The organism is Pseudoalteromonas sp. G5_S1_54_S4 (assembly GCF_054968565.1).
This window is the reverse complement of the sequence record NZ_JBQKUL010000031.1, coordinates 1-17,774: the sequence shown is the minus strand read 5'-3', so window position 1 is coordinate 17,774 and position 17,774 is coordinate 1. Positions and strand designations below refer to the sequence as shown.

The following is a 17,774-nucleotide window of genomic DNA, read 5'->3' as shown; positions in this document are numbered from 1 at the left end:
ATTAAGCCTGCTCTAACTCACGCTGGGTTTGTTGTTTATCTGCTTTAACCGGCTTTATTTTAAAGAAAAAAGTATACACAACCGGAACAAACCCTAATGTTAAAATTGTTCCCATTGCAAGACCAAACGCAATAGTGCTTGCTTGGCCATAAAACAAAACATCTTTAGATAAAATGAGCGGCATTAAGCCTATTATTGTTGTACAAGTAGACATTAATATAGGTCGTAAACGTCTTAAAGAGGCGCTGATCACCGCCTCATAATTTTGCTGATTATACTGCTCAGCGGTTTGTTGATCACTGTGCTCAATTTGTTTACGTTCAATATTAATACGGTCAATTAATATAACCGCATTATTGATGATAATACCGGCAAGCGCATATAAACCTAAAATAACCATAAACCCAAAGTTTGCCTGCATAATCAACAGACCAAAAGCAGCACCAATGATGATCAATGGCACAGTCAAAAACACAATACTAGTTGCACGGTAAGAGCGAAATTGCGCAATAATAATAAACACCATAATGGCAATACACAGTGGTAAGTTAGCTAAAATTGACGCTTGCGATTCCGCAGAGTCTCCAATTACACCGTCATATTCTATTTCATAACCAGGGGGTAATTTTTCTCGTATTTTATCAAGCTTTCCTTCAATTAATGGCACCATACTTTGCGCCGACATAATCTGGTTTTTAGCTTGTACTGTTACAGTACGAAATAAATTTTCACGCGCAATACGCGCAAATTGCGTTTCATATCGAATGTCGGCCACTTGCATTAAAGGTACATTAACGCCTCGAGCCGAAGAATAAACATTTACGCTGTTAATACGGTCCAGATCGTAACGTTCACTGTTTTGTGCCCTTAATACAATGGGGAATATGTCATCACCTTCACGAAACTCAGAGATTGTGCGTCCCGAAAAGTAGGTTTCTAATGCTTGGGCAACATCGTTTGAACTAACCCCAGCACGACGAGCATTTTGCTGGTTAACCTCAACTTTAAGTGTAGTAATGCGGTTTTCCCAATCACTTTTAATATCGAATGCGCCGTCTGTATTACGCAATAAGGTTTTAATTTCCTCGCTAATATAATAAATATAATTACTATCTGGGCCTTTAATTTGAATCTCTATCAGTGAAGAATCTGATGGCCCTAAAAACATTTTAGTGGCGCGCCCCATAACTTCAGGAAAGTCTTGAGCAAACATGTCGCGCACGCTATTTATTGTTGGCTCAGCTAGTTTTCGCTCTCCAACATCAATCATAAAGAATGCTTTTGAAGGCTCAGGATCAATCGGTGTGAGTGACAAAACAAACCGTGGCCCGCCAAATCCACCATAAGCAGCATATTTTTTAATATGCGGAAAACGCGCTTTATCATCCAATTTTTTTAAAATGGCTTGTATCGTTGCATCAGTTTTACGCATTGACGTACCAGCTGGCATATCTAAATACACTAAAATTTGTGCGCGGTCGGAGTCTGGAAAAAACTTAGCTGGCACTAAACTCATAGCCCAACCACCAACAAAAAATAGCCCCAATATCACAGCAACAAAAGCTATACGAGCGCGCATAATTCGTCTTAATACTTTTTCATAAAGCGGACTAAGGCTATCGAAAAATCCATTAATTTTCCGGCGAATAATATTTTGCCTTTGCCTCGTTTCCTTTTTCACAAAGCGATGACACAAGTAAGTAGTAAAGGTTAGGCTCAACGCCCATGAAATAAGCAATGCAATTAACACCACCAGCGAAATAGAGCGTGTATATTCACCCGCACTACTTTGCGCCAACATCAATGGCAAAAACACAAGAATAGTAGTCAACGATGAGGTTAAAGAGGGTATCGCAAGCGTACCCGAGGTATTACGAATAGCTTCGTCACGCGTTTCGCCCTCTTCGATACGCTTTTTAAAATCTTCAGCCATTATTATGCCATCATCAACCAGTAGCCCAAGCGCTATAATTAACGTGGCAAGCGACATACGCTCCAGCGGAATACCCATAAAGTTCATAATTGAAAGCGTGATTAAAATAGCTGCAGGTACAATCGAACCTACAATCAAGCCGGTGCGTAGACCTAAAAACATAATAACCACAATAGAGACAACAACAATGGTTTGTAACACACTAAAGCTCACACCAAATACAGCATCGGCAACCACATCAGCTTGTCGGGTAATATTTTTTAATTGATAGCCCGCAGGTATAGTTTGATTAATTTGAGCTATCATCGCTTCCATTTTAGGAGTGAATTTCAGCACATCCGCTTGTTCATCCTTAGAGATTGCAAAAATAATGGCTTGACGGCCATTGTAGTAACTTGTTCTTGATGGGGGGTCGATCACTTCACGGCTTATTTTGGCAATATCACGTAATAAGATGGTTTGTGATTGATTGGGAACAGTGATCAGCGTATTGCGTATATCAGCTAGGCTTTGATAATTCCCAGAAGGCTGGATAATAAAGTTTTCACCATCGGCATCAATAATGCCACTGGGACGTATAATATTTTGATTTTTTAAAGCCGCAATCAATTGTGTGGGTGCAATCCCTAATTGAGCGAGCTTAGCGTTTTTAGTTTCAATAAAAATACGCTCTTGTTGAATACCCAAAATATCAATTTTTTTTGTGCCTTCGACTTGATGCATCATATCGGCAATATGTTGCGCCACATCTTGGCGATCCCCCATGCTATAAGCGGGATCTGCAATAAGTGCCACCGTTAAAACGGCAACATCACCAAAATCATCATTAATTACATAAGGTAAAGTACCACTGGGTAGCTCGCCTCGAACCGCGTTAATTTGGTCGCGCAGGATATCCCACTGCTGATCAAACTCACTTTGCTCAACACTTTGCTTGAGCTCTGCGTGAATAATAGAGCGGCCTGGAATAGATACTGAGCGAATTTCGGCAATACTGGGCATTTCACGTATCGCTTCTTCGAGTGTTTTAGTGATCAACAGCTCTACTTTTTTTGCGCTCATGCCAGGGTAAGCGGTTGTTACAACCGCCTCACGAATTTTTATTTTAGGATCTTCTTGTTTGGGTAGTTGATAATAACTAAATGCGCCAAATAGCATAAGGCCAAAGACGATGGCCAGCATCAAGCGATTATGATCAAGAGCAAGCTCTGAAATAGTAGGGATTTTCATCGTTTAAATCTCCGTCACGGGTTATGGATTAAGGCGCTTGATTTCACCCTCGATAAGCGTCACTTTTTGCCCATCGTGTAAAAAAGCCATTCCCGCATTAACAATTCGCTCCCCTTCTTTTAAATCGCCTTTAATTTGCGCTTTCTGCGCAAAAAACGTTACTACGTCCACGGTTATTTTTTGTAAAACATAACCTGCTTGTTGTGATTCAGCTTGCGCTGTAGGTACCAGCTTAAAAACAAAATGCTGATTATTTTCTTGCGCCATAATGGCACTTACAGGTACTACAAAAGCATCTGTGGCTTCCTGCTGTTGTTTAAATTGTACTTCAGCACTCATACCCGTTCTAATGTCTGCAACATCATTTTCAGATATCTTTAAAATAACAGGAAACGCATTCGCGCCTTGAGCAGCTGTGCCAATTTCTTTAATTTTGGCATTCAACGTTTTATCTAACGCTGAAATAGTCACTTTAGCAGGCTTATCAATAGCTAATGAGGAGAGAATCGCTTCAGGGGCAAGGGTAGAGACTTCAAAATTTTCTTTACCTTGAATTATAAATGCAGACGTATTTGGGCTTACCTGTTGTGAAGGTTCAATATTACGTTTTGAAATAGTCCCTGCATAGGGCGCAATTAGCGTGGTATCTTGTAACTCTTCTTTTGCCATCGTTAGTCGAACTTTAGCAATATCGACTTTATCTTTGGCACTCTCATATTGCGACTTTGCTACATCGTATTGCGCGCGTGACACAGCGCCATCATCAACCAGTGATGCTTTGCGCTCAAAATCTTGCTTAACATTTAGCAGCATAGCCTTCGCATTAGAGACCTGCCCTTCGCCCTCTTGCACTGCCAATAAATACTTTGTTTGTTCCAGCCTAGCTAACGGCTCACCTTTTTCAAAAGCCTCACCAATTTCAAAAAAAACGTCTTCGACCTTTCCGCTAACCTCAAACATTAAAGTGGCTGTGTTAGCAGGTTGGATAACACCTGATAAAATACGACTATCAAACGATTTAGTTTTATTTAACTCTATGACAGAAACAGGTTTTAATTTTTGCTCAGAAACTTGCTCTTCAGAGCACCCTGACAACATAAAAATAATAACGAAACAAACAGCTATATAATTCATAATTTCCCTTGATAAATAGTGTATTCAAACTGGTTGTACTACCAAACTAACCACAATCAATATTCACAGTGAGCCATCTAATTTAAAGTATGGCTAACATTGTTATCACCCTGAAAGCTTAGGTATAATGCAATATTCCGGCTGTATTTTTAGCCTCTAAATTGGATCTCCACATGAAAAAACTATCTGCTGTGCAAGTAAAACAACAAGCTCTCGTTCTCAATGTTGCTGACAAAATAGAAGAGCAAGGCCGTGCTGAAATCCCAGGTATGCTGCAATGCTGGTTTGATGTGGAATATCATTTATTTCCAGGTTCTTTACTAATGTGTTTTCAATTTGAAAACCAACAAGCACTTACAGCCGCAGAGCCTGAGCTACTAAAGTGGCAAAAACGCTTAAGCGGTGCCATGCTCAAAAAAGGCGTAATTTTAAAAGATATGCGGAAACATTTAGTATTTACCCTAAAAGGACCAGACGACTAAACCACTTATTTTGTAAGCGCACTCTACTTTGGTGCGCTTTCCAAATTAAACTCATTAACGTGCTTAATCAGCTCAGGGAAAAACGCTAAAAAGAGCTCATCTAGCTCACTATAATGGCGGATTATATCTTCAGCGGTACCTGCAAAATTATTAGTAAAGCGAATACGTTTAGCAATATTATCAAGCGCCCGCCCCACCCCATCAACGCTTTCATACTCTTTAAACCAATCGTTTTGTGTCATACTGGTTACTACACGTTGCATTCGTGTAGGCATTACAGGTATACGCTTATCCAAAAGCGCATAACTGGTTTGCTTAAAATCAATCAGTGATTGGTTATTAAACTGCTGCCAATGCTGAATCAGAAAATGATCAAACACCACATCAACAGCCACGCCTGCAAAGCGCCTGCGCTTGGGTGAAAAAAGCTGTTTAGCTTCTTTTACTAAAGGGTGTGCATCAGTAAATTTATCCACTAAATAATGGTTATCTAGCGCACTTTTAACACTTGTCGGTATGTATGTTAGCTGTCGTTGACCACCAAAATCTCCCAGTAAGTTGCCAAAATGAGAATCAGCCGTAGGCTGTGCTAAATAAAGGTGAGCTAAATAATTCATTGGTTTCCATATAGATTAATATACTAAGCTCAGATAGTTTTAAAAATCAAACGCGTAAAAAGATGGAACGCAGTTCCACCTTTATACTTTTTAGATACTTATAGTGCATTCTAAAATATTACGCTTTTGAAACCTTGCTTGCACCAGCATTATCAAGAATTTCTTCAATACTATTTTTGTTATCGCTGTTATATTTAACACCGACGAGTATTGAACCCTTCTCAATTGCGTCTTCATAATACTTAATTTCATGTTCTGGAATAAATGCGCCGATTGCTGCACCTAGAGTCCCACCAACGGCAGCACCGGCGCCACCAGCTGCAAGTGCTGAAACCAAAGGACCTGCGACTAATAAGCCTGCACCACCCGAAGCGACTGCACCAACAGCGGTAAAACCACCAATAATTGCCGCTAACACGCCACCAGATGCAGCGCCCAGCAAACCGCCCTCTGAAGCTTTGGTACCTTCATCTACAGCAAAGTCTTCCTTTGTATACGAGTCGTTAGCAACAATGCTTATATCCGCCTCACTTACACCTAAAGCTTCTAATCTATAAATGGCTAATGTTGCTTGTGATGCATTATCGAATAACCCAGTAATAACAGTACTCATAACAACTCCTTTATTTGTTTAAGAAAGTACGCTTAGTAATTAGCAACATTCAAACCAAAGTTTTAATCCTTTAAAATCAGAAAGATAAATAAAAAAAGCAAAGTAGAACTCTACGTTTTAAAGTAAAAGTTGCTAGAAGTTGTAAAAAGTTCACACACATAGGTATAACTCAAGCGATTGAAATATGAGTAGAATTACAAAGAGACTAACGTTATTAGCTTTGTTCTTCTAAAAATATCAACAACCCACGCTCATAGCGACTTAGATACTTAGTCTTACGGGGTAGTTTGTCTAAGTTATTAAAGTCCTTTAGAGCTTCTTTACCTCCTTTACACAGCTCAATCAACTTTGGATGAATATATGAATTACGAGCTATTGCTGGGGTATTCCCTAAATTACTTGAAATGCTACCTAACATATCTTTAAGCGAAAGCTGGCCGTTTGATTTATGTAAGACTTCAAATGCCAAAACACTGGCCCGCCATGTTCTAAAATGTTTTGCACTAAACTGCTCACCCATAACACTTTGAATAAACTCATTCACTTCTTTGGAGGTAACATCACAACACTCGCCTTCATCGATATATTGGAATAAGCTCTGCCCAGGCAAATCTTGCAACTGCTGTATGATAGAGCTAAGCACTTTATCTGTTATATTCACTTCTCTTTGCTTACCGGATTTTGCTTTATACTTTAAGCGAATATTTTTACCCGTTAGTTTTGCATGCCGGCTACGTAATGTCGTAGCACCAAAACTATTGTTATGTTTGGCGTTTTTTTTAGAACCAACGCGCAGAGCTCCAAGGTCCATTAAACGTACAACGGCTGCAATTGTGCGCTGGCAATCAAGTTCATTACCTCGCAAATATTCCGATAGTTTTGCTCTTAACAAAGGCAGTTTATTTCCAAATAAAACACATGCTTCAAACTTTTTAAGCTCTTGCTGCTCCCTAAACTCGGGATGATAAAAGTATTGCTTGCGGTCTTTGTTGTCGTAGCCAGTAGCTAAAATATGCCCATTTTCTTCTGGGCATAACCATACATCTTTGTATGCGGGGGGAAAAGCGAGGCTGTCTAACCGCTCTATTTCATCTTTATCATGTATTTTCTTTCCTGCAGGATCATAATAAACCCATTGGTTTTCATGCCTCTTTCGAGTTATGCCCGGCAAGTTATCATCGACATAAATTAGTTTCATTTTATTCCTTTAAATTTTTGTAATCCTCAAATAAAACGGTGCCATCAATAACAAGGGCTAGTTCTCACTAGCCCTTGTTATACGATTTATCGACTCCAATACCTAAGGTTACGAATTTTTGAGACAAACTCACTTGCGGAAATTTTATTTAAATCCAACCAGCCATCATCAAGTTGTCCATTTAAACCAGTAGCCTCGATTAAAGGAGCTGCTTTATCACTAAAGCCGATATACTTCATATGTGCATAAGCATCACTGACAAAATCTTTCGCCTCCGGTATTTCAGCAAGCTTTTTGGCGCCTTCATTAGTGGTAAGCAGAGCTATTGCGTCGTAAAGCACCGAAGGTCCGCCGTTAATCACCTGATCGGCCTCAACAATCTCGCCCTTACTATTTTTAGCACCACCAACTTGAGCCGCAATAACTTCATGGCTTGCACCTTCCTCTTTAAGGCTTTGTATTAATAAATTAAAGGTTTCAGCATCAAAACCATCACTTACTAATATACCAAGCTTCCTGCCTTTAAATGTATTTGGCGCATTTTTTAAAATGCTTAGCGCATCAGACACTGGTAAATCTTGACGGGTATCAAGCGCCGCTTCTGCCGCATCTGGCATAGTTTGTAAACCTAAACCCAATGCAACTTTCTCAGCAAGCTTGTTATCAATGTTTAACAGATGAGAAACCACGCGTTCTCTGATACGTAAATGCTCTACTTTAGATAACTCAAAAATTAAAGCGTCTTGAATATGCGTTTGCTCAACGTCGGTTTGACTTAAATAAAATTGTCGTGCTTGGCTATAGTGATCACTAAATGTTTCTGAGCGATAGCGTAATTTACCACCGTCAGTTTCAGATTCTGAGCTTTTGAATCCGTGTACAGGGCACTCTCGCGGGTTGTTTTCACCCCCGCTGAATGAATTAGGTTCGTAATTAACCCGGCCTTTAGGGTTCTGCATTGCCATGTGGCCATCTTGAAGAAAATGTCTCATCGGGCATTTTGCTGCATTAATAGGAATTTGTGTGAAATTAGGCCCACCTAGGCGTTTGGTTTGTGTATCTAGGTAAGAAAAATTACGGCCTTGCAATAAAGGATCAGGAGTAAAATCAAGTCCTGGTACTATATTCTGTGTGCAAAATGCAACCTGTTCGGTTTCTGCGAAGAAGTTGTCTACGACTCGATTGAGCACCATTTTACCAATAATTTTAACTGGTACTTGCTCTTCGGGTATCAGTTTAGTGGCATCAAAAACATCAAACTCGAACTCTTCAGCAAATTTTTGATCAAATACTTGAATGCCCAACTCCCATGCCGGATAGTCTCCATTATTAATTGATTCCCACATGTCACGACGATGAAAATCAGGATCAGCGCCATTTAATTTCAATGCCTCATTCCAAACCACTGACTGCATACCGCCTTTAGGTTTCCAGTGGAACTTAACAAATTTTTCTTCACCTTGTGCATTAATAAACTTAAAAGTATGAACGCCAAATCCTTCCATAAACCTTAATGAGCGCGGGATAGCTCTATCTGACATTGCCCACATAACCATGTTCATGGATTCTGGCGACAAACTTACAAAATCCCAAAAATTATCGTGGGCTGTTTGCGCTTGTGGAAAACCACGATCTGGTTCTGCTTTTGCGCTATGTATAAGGTCGGGAAACTTCATCGCGTCTTGAATGAAAAAAACTGGGATATTATTGCCTACCAGATCCCAATTACCTTCCTGCGTATAAAACTTAACGGCAAAACCTCGCACATCGCGTGCTAAATCAGGCGAGCCATGATTACCCGCCACTGTTGAAAAGCGTGCAAAAACAGGTGTTTTTTCACCTTTACGTTGAAAAATATCAGCAGAGGTCAAATCATCTAAAGCATCATACGTTTCAAAGTAACCATGTGCTCCATACCCTCTTGCGTGAACAACTCGCTCAGGAATTCGCTCGTGATCAAAGTGAAACAACTTTTCTCGTAACACATGATCTTCCAATAGTCCTGGTCCGCGTTGACCAGCTTTTAATGAATTTTGATTATCACTGATAGGGCAACCTTGTGCGGTTGTCATTACGGGATGGTCTTTATTAGCTTTTTGATGAAGCTCTCCTGCATGTCCTTTATTATTTGCGTACTTAAATGACTCTGCCATAACTTTTCTTCCTTAAATGATTTTTTGATTGCTATATTTTTAAAGGGTTAAAAAACAATAACCAAGCAAAAAAAAGACCATAACCAAATAGCTTTAAAATCAATAACTAAGAAAGAAGTGAAAATATTTTACCAATACAAACTATAAAAATTACACAACTAATGTAAGCTTTCCTCAGAGCATCATTTTATTCAATTACTAAGCAATCAGCTTATTCTTATTTTCATTATTACTGTATTTTTACAATGATAGATTTAGTGAGGACTTTGTCTTTATTGAGGGCGCAGAAAGGTTTGAACGTAAATGTTACTCGGCTTTATTCTTATTTAAAATAGCGTTCTGCTTTTGTACATGTCAGTTTAGGTAATAAAAATTTACTCGCTTTATCTGGGCATAGTTTCTTTAAACGGCTTACTGCATAACGCCCACACCTTGATAAAGTATATAACTCTTATTTCTCAGTAACACCTAGCGCAGATTGATAACTCAACTGATAAAGCACCTTAAGCAATAACATCTGTCTCTGCGGATGAGTGATAGATTTGACCGATTAAATTACTATATAAACAATATAAAAGATTTTTAAAAAATGATAAAAACATCTTTATTCCTTTAAAAACGCATCTAATAGTGATTATTTAGTCAATTACCTAACTCAGTTATGCGCTGCATTGATATTAAAATATTGATGCTAATATACTTCAAAACTATCCAATCAATTACAATTGTATTTTAATAATTCAGTAAAGAGTCAGGCCAATTTTGTTATCACTGTTGTTGCATTTTTTCGGTGCTGCATGAGTCATAAAACGCCTTGCTTAGCCTTTAATACAAAATGCTATTTTCTATTGTAACCAGGGCTACTCACGCATTATGACAACAAGCTTTTTAAGTCAATCACAACAGGTCGCACTGCAACAAGCACTGTTCAACAGTAAACTGTTAAACAGCGACGTAGTAACGAGTGATAACCCACCATCACAAGAACAACAAGCCTATGGCTGTATCGCTGTAATGCTCTATCGCTTTAATTTACAAAAAATCAAATGGCCCTCTTTTTTAAAAGCAGCTATAAACACTGCAAGTAATGAGTGCTCCTGGTTAACCCGTGAACTTGCCAGGTGCCAGCAAAGCTACAAAGCCCAGCCTAATGACGCTGTAATAATTGAACAATCTGCATTCTTTAGTGGTATTTTTAGCGAAGAGCTCGCTTATATTGACACTTTACTTGGAACAGGTGCACAGCCTGAATAAAGTGATGGGGCAAGCATCGTTAAGCCTGCCCCAAGGATAAATTAAAAGCTATATTTTAAGCTCAGCTTATAATTAACTGGCTCACCGGGTTGAGTCCAAATTGCAGAGTAAGAATTTGAGTAATATTCTTTATCAAGCACGTTATTAATGTTCAGTTGTACCATCACATCTTCATTAACGTTGTAAGTTGCGAACAAATTCACCAGCGTATACGAAGGTAAGTAATACGTAGGGTCTATGGTTTCACCTAAGCGCTCCCCCTCATACTGAACAGCTATACCAACGCGTGCATTTAAATCGATTAAATCATTTAATTCTCTTTTAATACGCGCATTTGCACTGTGTTTAGGAATATTAAGTAACGGGCTACCTTTTGGTAATTTTACCCACCAATCTGTATTAACCGTGTCGTTTGCTGTTTTTGCATCGGTGTAGGTATAGGCAAAATCAAATGAGGTGCGCTCTGTAATATAACCGTGTAAATCAAACTCAACGCCTTCGCTAGTTACCTCGCCTAACGCCGTCGACACGCCTGCTTGCAAATCTGTGGTCAACATATTGCTTTTTTCGGCGCTAAATACTGTAAAGCTACCATTTAGGGTATCGGTGCTAAATTTAACACCCGCCTCAATAGAGGTTGTCGATTCTGGCTCAAATGCATCACCATTTATATCGTAACCACTGTTTGGCCTAAAACCTTCCGAGTAACTGCTGTAATACTGTATGTCGTCTGAGTAAGCATACACCAAGCCTATTCGTGGGCTAAATGTACTCTGATTGCTTTTAGACTGACTTTGATTAATATGATTATCTATTTGCTGATCAAACCAATCATAACGACCGCCTACTTGTACTTTCCACTGCTCAGTGATGTCGATTTGATCTTGAATATAAACCCCGTAACTGTGCTGTACTTCAGTGCTGTTAAATAAAAGTGAGCCTTCGGGTGCTGTTTGCCCATACACGGGGTTATACATATTAATGGCATAGCGCGTATCTTCAAGCGTAGGGCGATATCTATACCAAAGTTTATCAAAATCAAACTTGCTGGCATCGGCACCTATTAATAAATGATGGGTAAACCCAGCAGCAGTAACGCTACCACTTAGCTCAGTGCGGGCTGAAATATTTTTAGTTTGAAAATCACGCTCGTTATGTTGCCGACTTAAGGTTTCGCCATCAGTAAAATAAAGCTGCCTGCTAGGGGCGAGTTCAGCATCACTCGATTCGCTTATAAATTTAGAATCGCTATAGCTAAGCCCATTTAAAAGTGACCATTGCCCTATTTGATGCTCAAAGGTCAGTTGATGAGAAATCGCATCAACCTCTGTTGGTTTGTCGCTTGGCTCACCTAAAAACGTTTCAATAGGTAATGCGTCTATCTTCCCATCTAGAGCAACAATACCACGGTCAAACGTCACACTCTGATCAACATACTCTAGTTCATAATTTAATTTTGTTGTGTCAGATATTAACCAAAGAACTGAAGGTGTGATCACTGTTTTTTTATTTTCGTGGTAGTCTCTAAAACCCTCACCGTCTTCAATTGCACCGTTTATTCTAAAAGCAACTTGATCATTAATTGCATTAGTGTAGTCGCCTTCAGCGCGATAACTTTGCCAGCTCCCTGCAGATACTTTCAAAGAGCCTTGTTCTTCAAACTGTGGTTTTTTAGTGATGATGTTAATAGTACCGCCAGGCTCAGAACGGCCATAAAGAGCTGAGCCAGGCCCTTTCATCACTTCTACATAATCAATATTGCTAGTATCGCGGGTACCACTAAAACTTCGACCCGATGAAAAACCATTAATTAAAAAGCCTGAAGGAATATTCTCATCGCCTACTAACCCACGTATTGCAAAGCTTTCCCACAATCCACCAAAATCATTTTGTTCAGAAATACTCGGCGTTAAATCAAATATATCGGTGAGTGTAGTCACTCCTGCGTCATCGAGGTTTTCTGCTGATATAAACTCAATACTTTGTGGTTGCTCGCTTAAAGGCACATCGCCACGAAAAGCTTGTCTAACCCCCGAAACCGCTATTTTCTCAATGTTATCTGATGCTGAAGCTGCGTATACAGAAGGCGCTAAAATGGTACTTATAGCAATTGTTAGGGCTGATATTTGGTATCGATTTATTAAGTTCATTCTATCTCTTAGATATCATACAAGCTTAATCGGTTAAGTTTTCACTAAAAAATTTTTTAACTAGAACCGATTAAACAAGCACGAAATACAAATGGTAATAATTGTTATTTTCAATAATATACAAGCAGAATAAAAAGAGCTACCCTACAGCAACAAATTTTACAAAGTTATTAGGGGTTGTTTTTATTTTTGAGTTAAACGTATTCAACATCGAAAAATAAATACCTCCTTAAATTTAGAGAAAAAAATGAAAATATTACCTTTCGCCTGCATGGCATTAGTCACTTCAATATCAAGCGCATACAGCGAACAAGCACAGGCTCATGCAATATGGTTTGCAGAGCGCTCATCACAGGTAGCTTTTATATATGGCGAAGGCGCACAAGATTTAGATACCGTAAAACGACAAAATAAAATTAAAAGCATTACTGGCTATAGTAAAAACTGGCAACAAAAAAACGTAAAACTTATTGAATCAGGGCCTATGATGCTGCTAAGTGATAGAGGCGTTTATGCGGTTACTGGTATGCTCGATAATGGGTTGTGGAGTAAAACAAAAGAAGGTGAATGGTTTGCTAAAGGTCGAGATGAAATCCCCAATGCACTATTAAGCGAACATACTAAAAAGTACGCAGTACATTTGCGTGGCCCGCTTGCCCAAGTACCTGCACTTAAAAATCAGCAATTACAAATCCTACCTGTAGGTAACGAATTTTCAGATCAAAAAGGCGCAATAGTCAGCTACCGCATAACTTTCAATAGTAAAGCTGTTCAAGGCGCTAAAGTAATCAATGATTTAGTAAACGACCCAGATCAAGAGCCAATAGTTAGTAATGATGACGGCTTGGTCACATTGCCATTGCGTAACCAAGGCTTAAACGTAGTAGCCGCAATCTATGACGAAAAAAGCACAAATTTAAATGTATTTGATAAAACAGAGCATTTAGCCACACTCTCATTTGTTTTACCCCATGCTGCAGAGTAAAAGCAAACCTCGCCGCTCAACATTAAACAGCCATCTAACCAATATGTTTTATGTTGGCTACACAAGAGTAACTTGTTAATTAATAGGCATAAAAAGTGGCAAATTATATTTATATAACCTGCCACTTTCTTTAACGTATCACTGCCCTAATGGTTGGATTTTCTCTTTTAAAACATCCCGTATATAGAGCATCTGCACTGTGACAATAATTGATACTAACAACGGCGTTGAAAGCGCTAAGCCATGAATTCCAAACATAGCGCCCATCAATAATTGCCCACCAAGCATAACTGCTGGCGGCAATGAAACAGCTGTTCTTTGCACAAACGGTGTTATTACATTACTCTCGAGCACTTGAAACCAAATGAACCAAATGGGGTCAAATCTTGACTTCAGACATCAAACAATCTCGAAGTTTTCCGTATTGTAATTTAACCTTTTTATCTTCAACCATTAATGTATTCAACCTACCGACAGCTTTCGATATGAAACCAAATGGGGTCAAATCTTGACTTCTGAAACCAAATGGGGTCAAATCTTGACTTCAGACATCAAACAATCTCGAAGTTTTCCGTATTGTAATTTAACCTTTTTATCTTCAACCATTAATGTATTCAACCTACCGACAGCTTTCGATATTGCCGAATAGTGTTCAACATTAAAAACAGCTGCTAAAGCCTGCAAATTTAATCCCGTTAAATCTTGGCATAATTTAATAGCAAACCAGCGTGGTAAGTTTTTCTCTTTTCGCCCCTTTTTAACCGTTATAATCTCATCAACTTCAACATTAAAGTGTTGAGCTAAGTAAGCAATTACATCATCTGCCGAGTGCTTTTTAGTAACAAGCTTTCTTTCGCTATCTGACTTGGCAATATAGTCTTTTATGTTTTCAATAAAGTCCTCACAACCCAAAACCGACAACAACTTTTTAGCAATATAAAAAGCGCTTATTTCTTTATTATTTTCAAATTCAACAAACTGTTTATAAGCAGCATATTTACGCTTTTTGCCTTGCAGTGAAAATATAAAATCTCGAACGAGCCATTTAGGCGTCGCTACCCTTTTAATGAAAGCTGAATAGCTAGACCATTTATACTTAGCAAGGTCTTCTACCAACGGTGTACTCGTTTCAATTGGGTTACGGTGAATGTACCGACTAACATGCAATAAGTAGTTATCAGCATCCACCAACACAGCTTTGTAGCGTCCTCTAAACAGCGCACCATCTGTATTATGTGTTCTATTAAAGTATTGAGTATAAAGGCCATTAATATGCTTCATGGCTCGGCCTAAATTAGCATCGGGAGTTTTTATTAGCAGGTGGTAATGATTGGTCATTAAACAATATGAATGCACTTCAATATTAAATCGAAGGCTTGCTTGCTCAATGCAATATAAAAAATGTTTAAAGTCGTCATCACTCAAAAAGGTATTTTCACGCCCTCTTCCGCGATTCATCACATGATAAAATGCGTTCTCGTACTCTATTCGCAGCGGCCTAGACATAGCGATTCACTCAATAAGCTGTAAACTATAAATCTAGACCTTAGATGTCTGAAGTCAAGACTTGACCCCTTTGATTTCTCATTAAAACATAGATGCTCAGCCCTATACTCACTTTAAACCACAGCCAGTAGTCATTACTAAATAACGGTATTGCTGCAAAAGCAAAGATCGGTACTAGAATTTTACCTTCTTCGTTTTTGTGTAAAAAATAAAAAGCCATAACAGCAATATATAAGAATGGCGTTACATCACTCATATAAACAACTTCCTTGTAGATATAAAATCAAAATAAATAAATTTTAACTATTGTACTTTTTAATCAATACTAAGCACTTAATAAAATTGAGTTTAAAAGTAAGAACACTTGGTTTTTTAAATGAAATACCAAGAAAACACAGCTGCCTGCTTGACCGGAACTTTCTAATGGGTGACCCCTTGGGTTTAAATACTGGATATGCCCAATGTTTGAGCCACAAAAGGGTTCGTTATGTGCAAACATAAACCACAGAATTGTTACAGCGCAGTGTGTAAACACAGCCAGAAACTGGACTGACATTGGTACTAAACGATGACTGAGGCAAAAGCCAAGGGCCTTAATTAAAGCGATCTAATTCTCATAGCCCTCTTTATCCAAGCAATTGTGCATATTCACGACAATCGATGTCATTGCTGGATGCGTAGTCATATTAAAATAGAGTTAAACAGAAAGAACACTTGGTTTTTGAATAAAAAGATCAAGAAAATACAGCTGCCTGCTTGACCGGAACTTTCTAATGGGTGACCCTTTGATTCTTTCGTTTTTTTAGCGACTTTAAAACCTAGGTACTTGATGTGTAGTCAAGGTTTGGCACCTTTGGTTTCTAGTAGTAACTATATTCTGATCGGTTTAGGCGATATAAACCAACTAACTAACTTCTCTCCTATATCTAACCATGCATCTTCCAAAATCTCAGGCTTAAACTTAGAGCTATCAGAATAAGGAATATTATTTATCGCGTGAGGAAGTAATGAGCTTAGCTTATTAAATATAACATTATCATTTTCATCTAAAGGAAGCTGTTTTTTAGAAAGTGCCAAGTAACATAAATCATTTTTCTTAGCATACTCTTCATAAATAGACTTCCAATACTTTGATATATCGCTGTCTTCATCCCAAACTTGTGAATATTTAAACCCATTTTTCAGATCATAGTAAAAATAGCTTTCTGGATACTCCTCCATCGAAAAGTCTAAAAATTCCAAAGTTGGCAATTGCTCTTTTCTAGCTATTTCTTTCAAAAATGACACAGGAATAAGATTTTCGACCTCATGCACTAACATCTCATGGAACTGTGCGTGACGTTTAAAGGCATCAAATACTCTAAGGACTCCTTTAGAAGTTTCACCTGATTTACATAATGGTGTCCTTCTGTCACTGTCACAAATTGCAAACGTTAATGGATTTACATTCAAATAATCTCGACAAACCTCAATCATAGTGTTGCCACCACCATGAAGTACCTGATAATTTAAGTTAAAGTTAGAAAGTGACTTCTTTTTCAAAGTATAAGAAGCTATAGCAGAAAAAATAATATCGTCTTTGGAGTTTTCTAAAACAAGATTAGGCAATGGTATAATGTCTTTCTCTAGATCTATCAAAGTAATATCAATAACATGCCTACCGGTTTTAGGCTCACCAGTCAGATAGTTCGGATGAAAGAACTCAACACTCATACATTCATTTAAAAGACTTTTATCAAAACTTGTCAGTTCCTTATTGACTTGTTGCAATGTAGCACTTTGCAGGCGACTTAGATTTTCGTCCGATATTAGTTGTAAGATGTCTTTCTTATTAGCAAAAATCAGATGTTTCCCTTTGCGTCTTTGCTTACAAATATCCTCAATCAGTTCATCTATTATATGTACATCAATTCGATCTTTGTATGCATCAAATATTGACTTATCTAAAATGATTATCATAGTTTTAATATGCAAAAAAGTCTGTGGGCCAATTATTTAATATACCATCACTCGAGAATTCAGCCTCTCTAAGTCCAGTAATCCCTGTTTGTCTGTTTTGTTCGAAAAGTCTGACACTTACATTTTCAGGCATCTCTTCGCCTAAACAAATCATATCACCAAATTTACTTATCAAAGCCTCACTATGAGTTTCAATAAATAACGTTAAGTTAATATTATTTGATTTAGCTAATGCTATAGATTCACTAAATATTTTGGCCATTTTAGATTGCATTTTGGGGTGTAAATGTAGTTCGGGCTGCTCTATTGCAAATATGACTTGGTTTGTGTAATCAAAATTCTTTATTCTTTCATAACCAGATGATACAGACCAAAGACTAACTAATATTGGTAATATTTGACTAAAACCAAAGCCCATATCGGTTACGTTGTTGTAGCTATTATTGTTATTCGCATAAGCAATTTTTAATGCTAAGTTACTACCTGAATAATCAACTTTGATAGTAAAATTAAAACTTGATTGCGTCCAACTATCTAAGGATTTCTGCCATCTAGGCATG

General features: G+C 38.1%; 15 protein-coding genes. 3 read left to right on the top strand and 12 right to left on the bottom strand.

Going from position 1 to position 17,774, the window contains the following annotated elements; translation table 11 throughout:
- Position 1: 1 nt before the first annotated feature.
- Together ACTRWE_RS12470 and ACTRWE_RS12465 are read right to left on the bottom strand one after the other, a co-directional pair.
- Entirely contained in the window at positions 2 to 3,163 is a 3,162-nt protein-coding gene (locus ACTRWE_RS12470; RefSeq protein WP_138764614.1) for an efflux RND transporter permease subunit, read from the bottom strand.
- A gap of 21 nt (positions 3,164 to 3,184) precedes the next feature.
- Positions 3,185 to 4,297, bottom strand: coding sequence for an efflux RND transporter periplasmic adaptor subunit (locus tag ACTRWE_RS12465; RefSeq protein WP_138764613.1), 1,113 nt, complete (start codon positions 4,295 to 4,297; stop codon positions 3,185 to 3,187).
- 173 nt (positions 4,298 to 4,470) lie between these two features.
- On the opposite strand from ACTRWE_RS12465, the gene ACTRWE_RS12460 reads away from it, so the two are divergent.
- The gene (locus ACTRWE_RS12460) at positions 4,471 to 4,779 is read left to right on the top strand and encodes a hypothetical protein (RefSeq protein ID WP_010390782.1); all 309 of its coding nucleotides are present in this window, start codon (positions 4,471 to 4,473) and stop codon (positions 4,777 to 4,779) included.
- Between the two features lie 23 nt (positions 4,780 to 4,802).
- On the opposite strand, the gene ACTRWE_RS12455 is transcribed toward ACTRWE_RS12460, so the two are convergent.
- The 4 genes from ACTRWE_RS12455 to ACTRWE_RS12440 form a co-directional block, all read right to left on the bottom strand.
- A complete protein-coding gene (locus tag ACTRWE_RS12455) occupies positions 4,803 to 5,396 on the bottom strand; it encodes an acyl carrier protein phosphodiesterase (protein WP_138764612.1) in 594 nt (197 codons plus the stop codon).
- Positions 5,397 to 5,514: 118 nt separating this feature from the next.
- Positions 5,515 to 6,009: a general stress protein gene (locus tag ACTRWE_RS12450; RefSeq protein WP_010390780.1), complete on the bottom strand. Its 495-nt coding sequence runs from the start codon at positions 6,007 to 6,009 to the stop codon at positions 5,515 to 5,517.
- A gap of 214 nt (positions 6,010 to 6,223) precedes the next feature.
- Positions 6,224 to 7,207: a DNA topoisomerase IB gene (locus ACTRWE_RS12445; RefSeq protein WP_138764611.1), complete on the bottom strand. Its 984-nt coding sequence runs from the start codon at positions 7,205 to 7,207 to the stop codon at positions 6,224 to 6,226.
- A gap of 86 nt (positions 7,208 to 7,293) precedes the next feature.
- A complete protein-coding gene (locus tag ACTRWE_RS12440; protein WP_462880103.1) occupies positions 7,294 to 9,360 on the bottom strand; it encodes a catalase in 2,067 nt (688 codons plus the stop codon).
- Between the two features lie 873 nt (positions 9,361 to 10,233).
- On the opposite strand from ACTRWE_RS12440, the gene ACTRWE_RS12435 reads away from it, so the two are divergent.
- On the top strand, positions 10,234 to 10,614 hold the full coding sequence (locus ACTRWE_RS12435; protein WP_033102583.1) for a hypothetical protein: 381 nt from the start codon (positions 10,234 to 10,236) through the stop codon (positions 10,612 to 10,614).
- 41 nt (positions 10,615 to 10,655) lie between these two features.
- Here ACTRWE_RS12435 and ACTRWE_RS12430 read toward each other — a convergent pair whose 3' ends face one another.
- Positions 10,656 to 12,764, bottom strand: coding sequence for a TonB-dependent siderophore receptor (locus tag ACTRWE_RS12430; protein WP_462880102.1), 2,109 nt, complete (start codon positions 12,762 to 12,764; stop codon positions 10,656 to 10,658).
- A 247-nt stretch (positions 12,765 to 13,011) separates the two neighbouring features.
- Between ACTRWE_RS12430 and ACTRWE_RS12425 the strand changes: the two genes are divergently transcribed.
- Positions 13,012 to 13,749, top strand: a complete 738-nt coding sequence (locus ACTRWE_RS12425; protein ID WP_462880101.1) for a DUF4198 domain-containing protein — start codon at positions 13,012 to 13,014, stop codon at positions 13,747 to 13,749.
- A gap of 138 nt (positions 13,750 to 13,887) precedes the next feature.
- Here the strand turns inward: ACTRWE_RS12425 and ACTRWE_RS12420 are convergent, their stop codons facing one another.
- The 5 genes from ACTRWE_RS12420 to ACTRWE_RS12400 form a co-directional block, all read right to left on the bottom strand.
- Positions 13,888 to 14,103, bottom strand: coding sequence for a hypothetical protein (locus ACTRWE_RS12420; protein ID WP_462880100.1), 216 nt, complete (start codon positions 14,101 to 14,103; stop codon positions 13,888 to 13,890).
- Positions 14,104 to 14,280: 177 nt separating this feature from the next.
- On the bottom strand, positions 14,281 to 15,255 hold the full coding sequence (locus tag ACTRWE_RS12415) for a transposase (RefSeq protein ID WP_462880099.1): 975 nt from the start codon (positions 15,253 to 15,255) through the stop codon (positions 14,281 to 14,283).
- Between the two features lie 40 nt (positions 15,256 to 15,295).
- Positions 15,296 to 15,511, bottom strand: a complete 216-nt coding sequence (locus ACTRWE_RS12410; protein WP_462880098.1) for a hypothetical protein — start codon at positions 15,509 to 15,511, stop codon at positions 15,296 to 15,298.
- Positions 15,512 to 16,125: 614 nt separating this feature from the next.
- On the bottom strand, positions 16,126 to 17,214 hold the full coding sequence (locus ACTRWE_RS12405) for a hypothetical protein (protein WP_462880097.1): 1,089 nt from the start codon (positions 17,212 to 17,214) through the stop codon (positions 16,126 to 16,128).
- Positions 17,215 to 17,218: 4 nt separating this feature from the next.
- The coding region (locus ACTRWE_RS12400) for an AAA family ATPase (protein ID WP_462880096.1) at positions 17,219 to 17,774 on the bottom strand (556 nt) is incomplete at its 5' end.

Coding starts and splice junctions, on each gene's coding strand:
- ACTRWE_RS12415 (WP_462880099.1), bottom strand. CDS start 15,255: ATGTCTAGGCCGCTGCGAATAGAGTACGAGAACGCATTTTATCATGTG.
- ACTRWE_RS12450 (WP_010390780.1), bottom strand. CDS start 6,009: ATGAGTACTGTTATTACTGGGTTATTCGATAATGCATCACAAGCAACA.
- ACTRWE_RS12460 (WP_010390782.1), top strand. CDS start 4,471: ATGAAAAAACTATCTGCTGTGCAAGTAAAACAACAAGCTCTCGTTCTC.
- ACTRWE_RS12455 (WP_138764612.1), bottom strand. CDS start 5,396: ATGAATTATTTAGCTCACCTTTATTTAGCACAGCCTACGGCTGATTCT.
- ACTRWE_RS12470 (WP_138764614.1), bottom strand. CDS start 3,163: ATGAAAATCCCTACTATTTCAGAGCTTGCTCTTGATCATAATCGCTTG.
- ACTRWE_RS12435 (WP_033102583.1), top strand. CDS start 10,234: ATGACAACAAGCTTTTTAAGTCAATCACAACAGGTCGCACTGCAACAA.
- ACTRWE_RS12440 (WP_462880103.1), bottom strand. CDS start 9,360: ATGGCAGAGTCATTTAAGTACGCAAATAATAAAGGACATGCAGGAGAG.
- ACTRWE_RS12425 (WP_462880101.1), top strand. CDS start 13,012: ATGAAAATATTACCTTTCGCCTGCATGGCATTAGTCACTTCAATATCA.
- ACTRWE_RS12405 (WP_462880097.1), bottom strand. CDS start 17,214: ATGATAATCATTTTAGATAAGTCAATATTTGATGCATACAAAGATCGA.
- ACTRWE_RS12410 (WP_462880098.1), bottom strand. CDS start 15,511: ATGAGTGATGTAACGCCATTCTTATATATTGCTGTTATGGCTTTTTAT.
- ACTRWE_RS12445 (WP_138764611.1), bottom strand. CDS start 7,207: ATGAAACTAATTTATGTCGATGATAACTTGCCGGGCATAACTCGAAAG.
- ACTRWE_RS12465 (WP_138764613.1), bottom strand. CDS start 4,297: ATGAATTATATAGCTGTTTGTTTCGTTATTATTTTTATGTTGTCAGGG.
- ACTRWE_RS12430 (WP_462880102.1), bottom strand. CDS start 12,764: ATGAACTTAATAAATCGATACCAAATATCAGCCCTAACAATTGCTATA.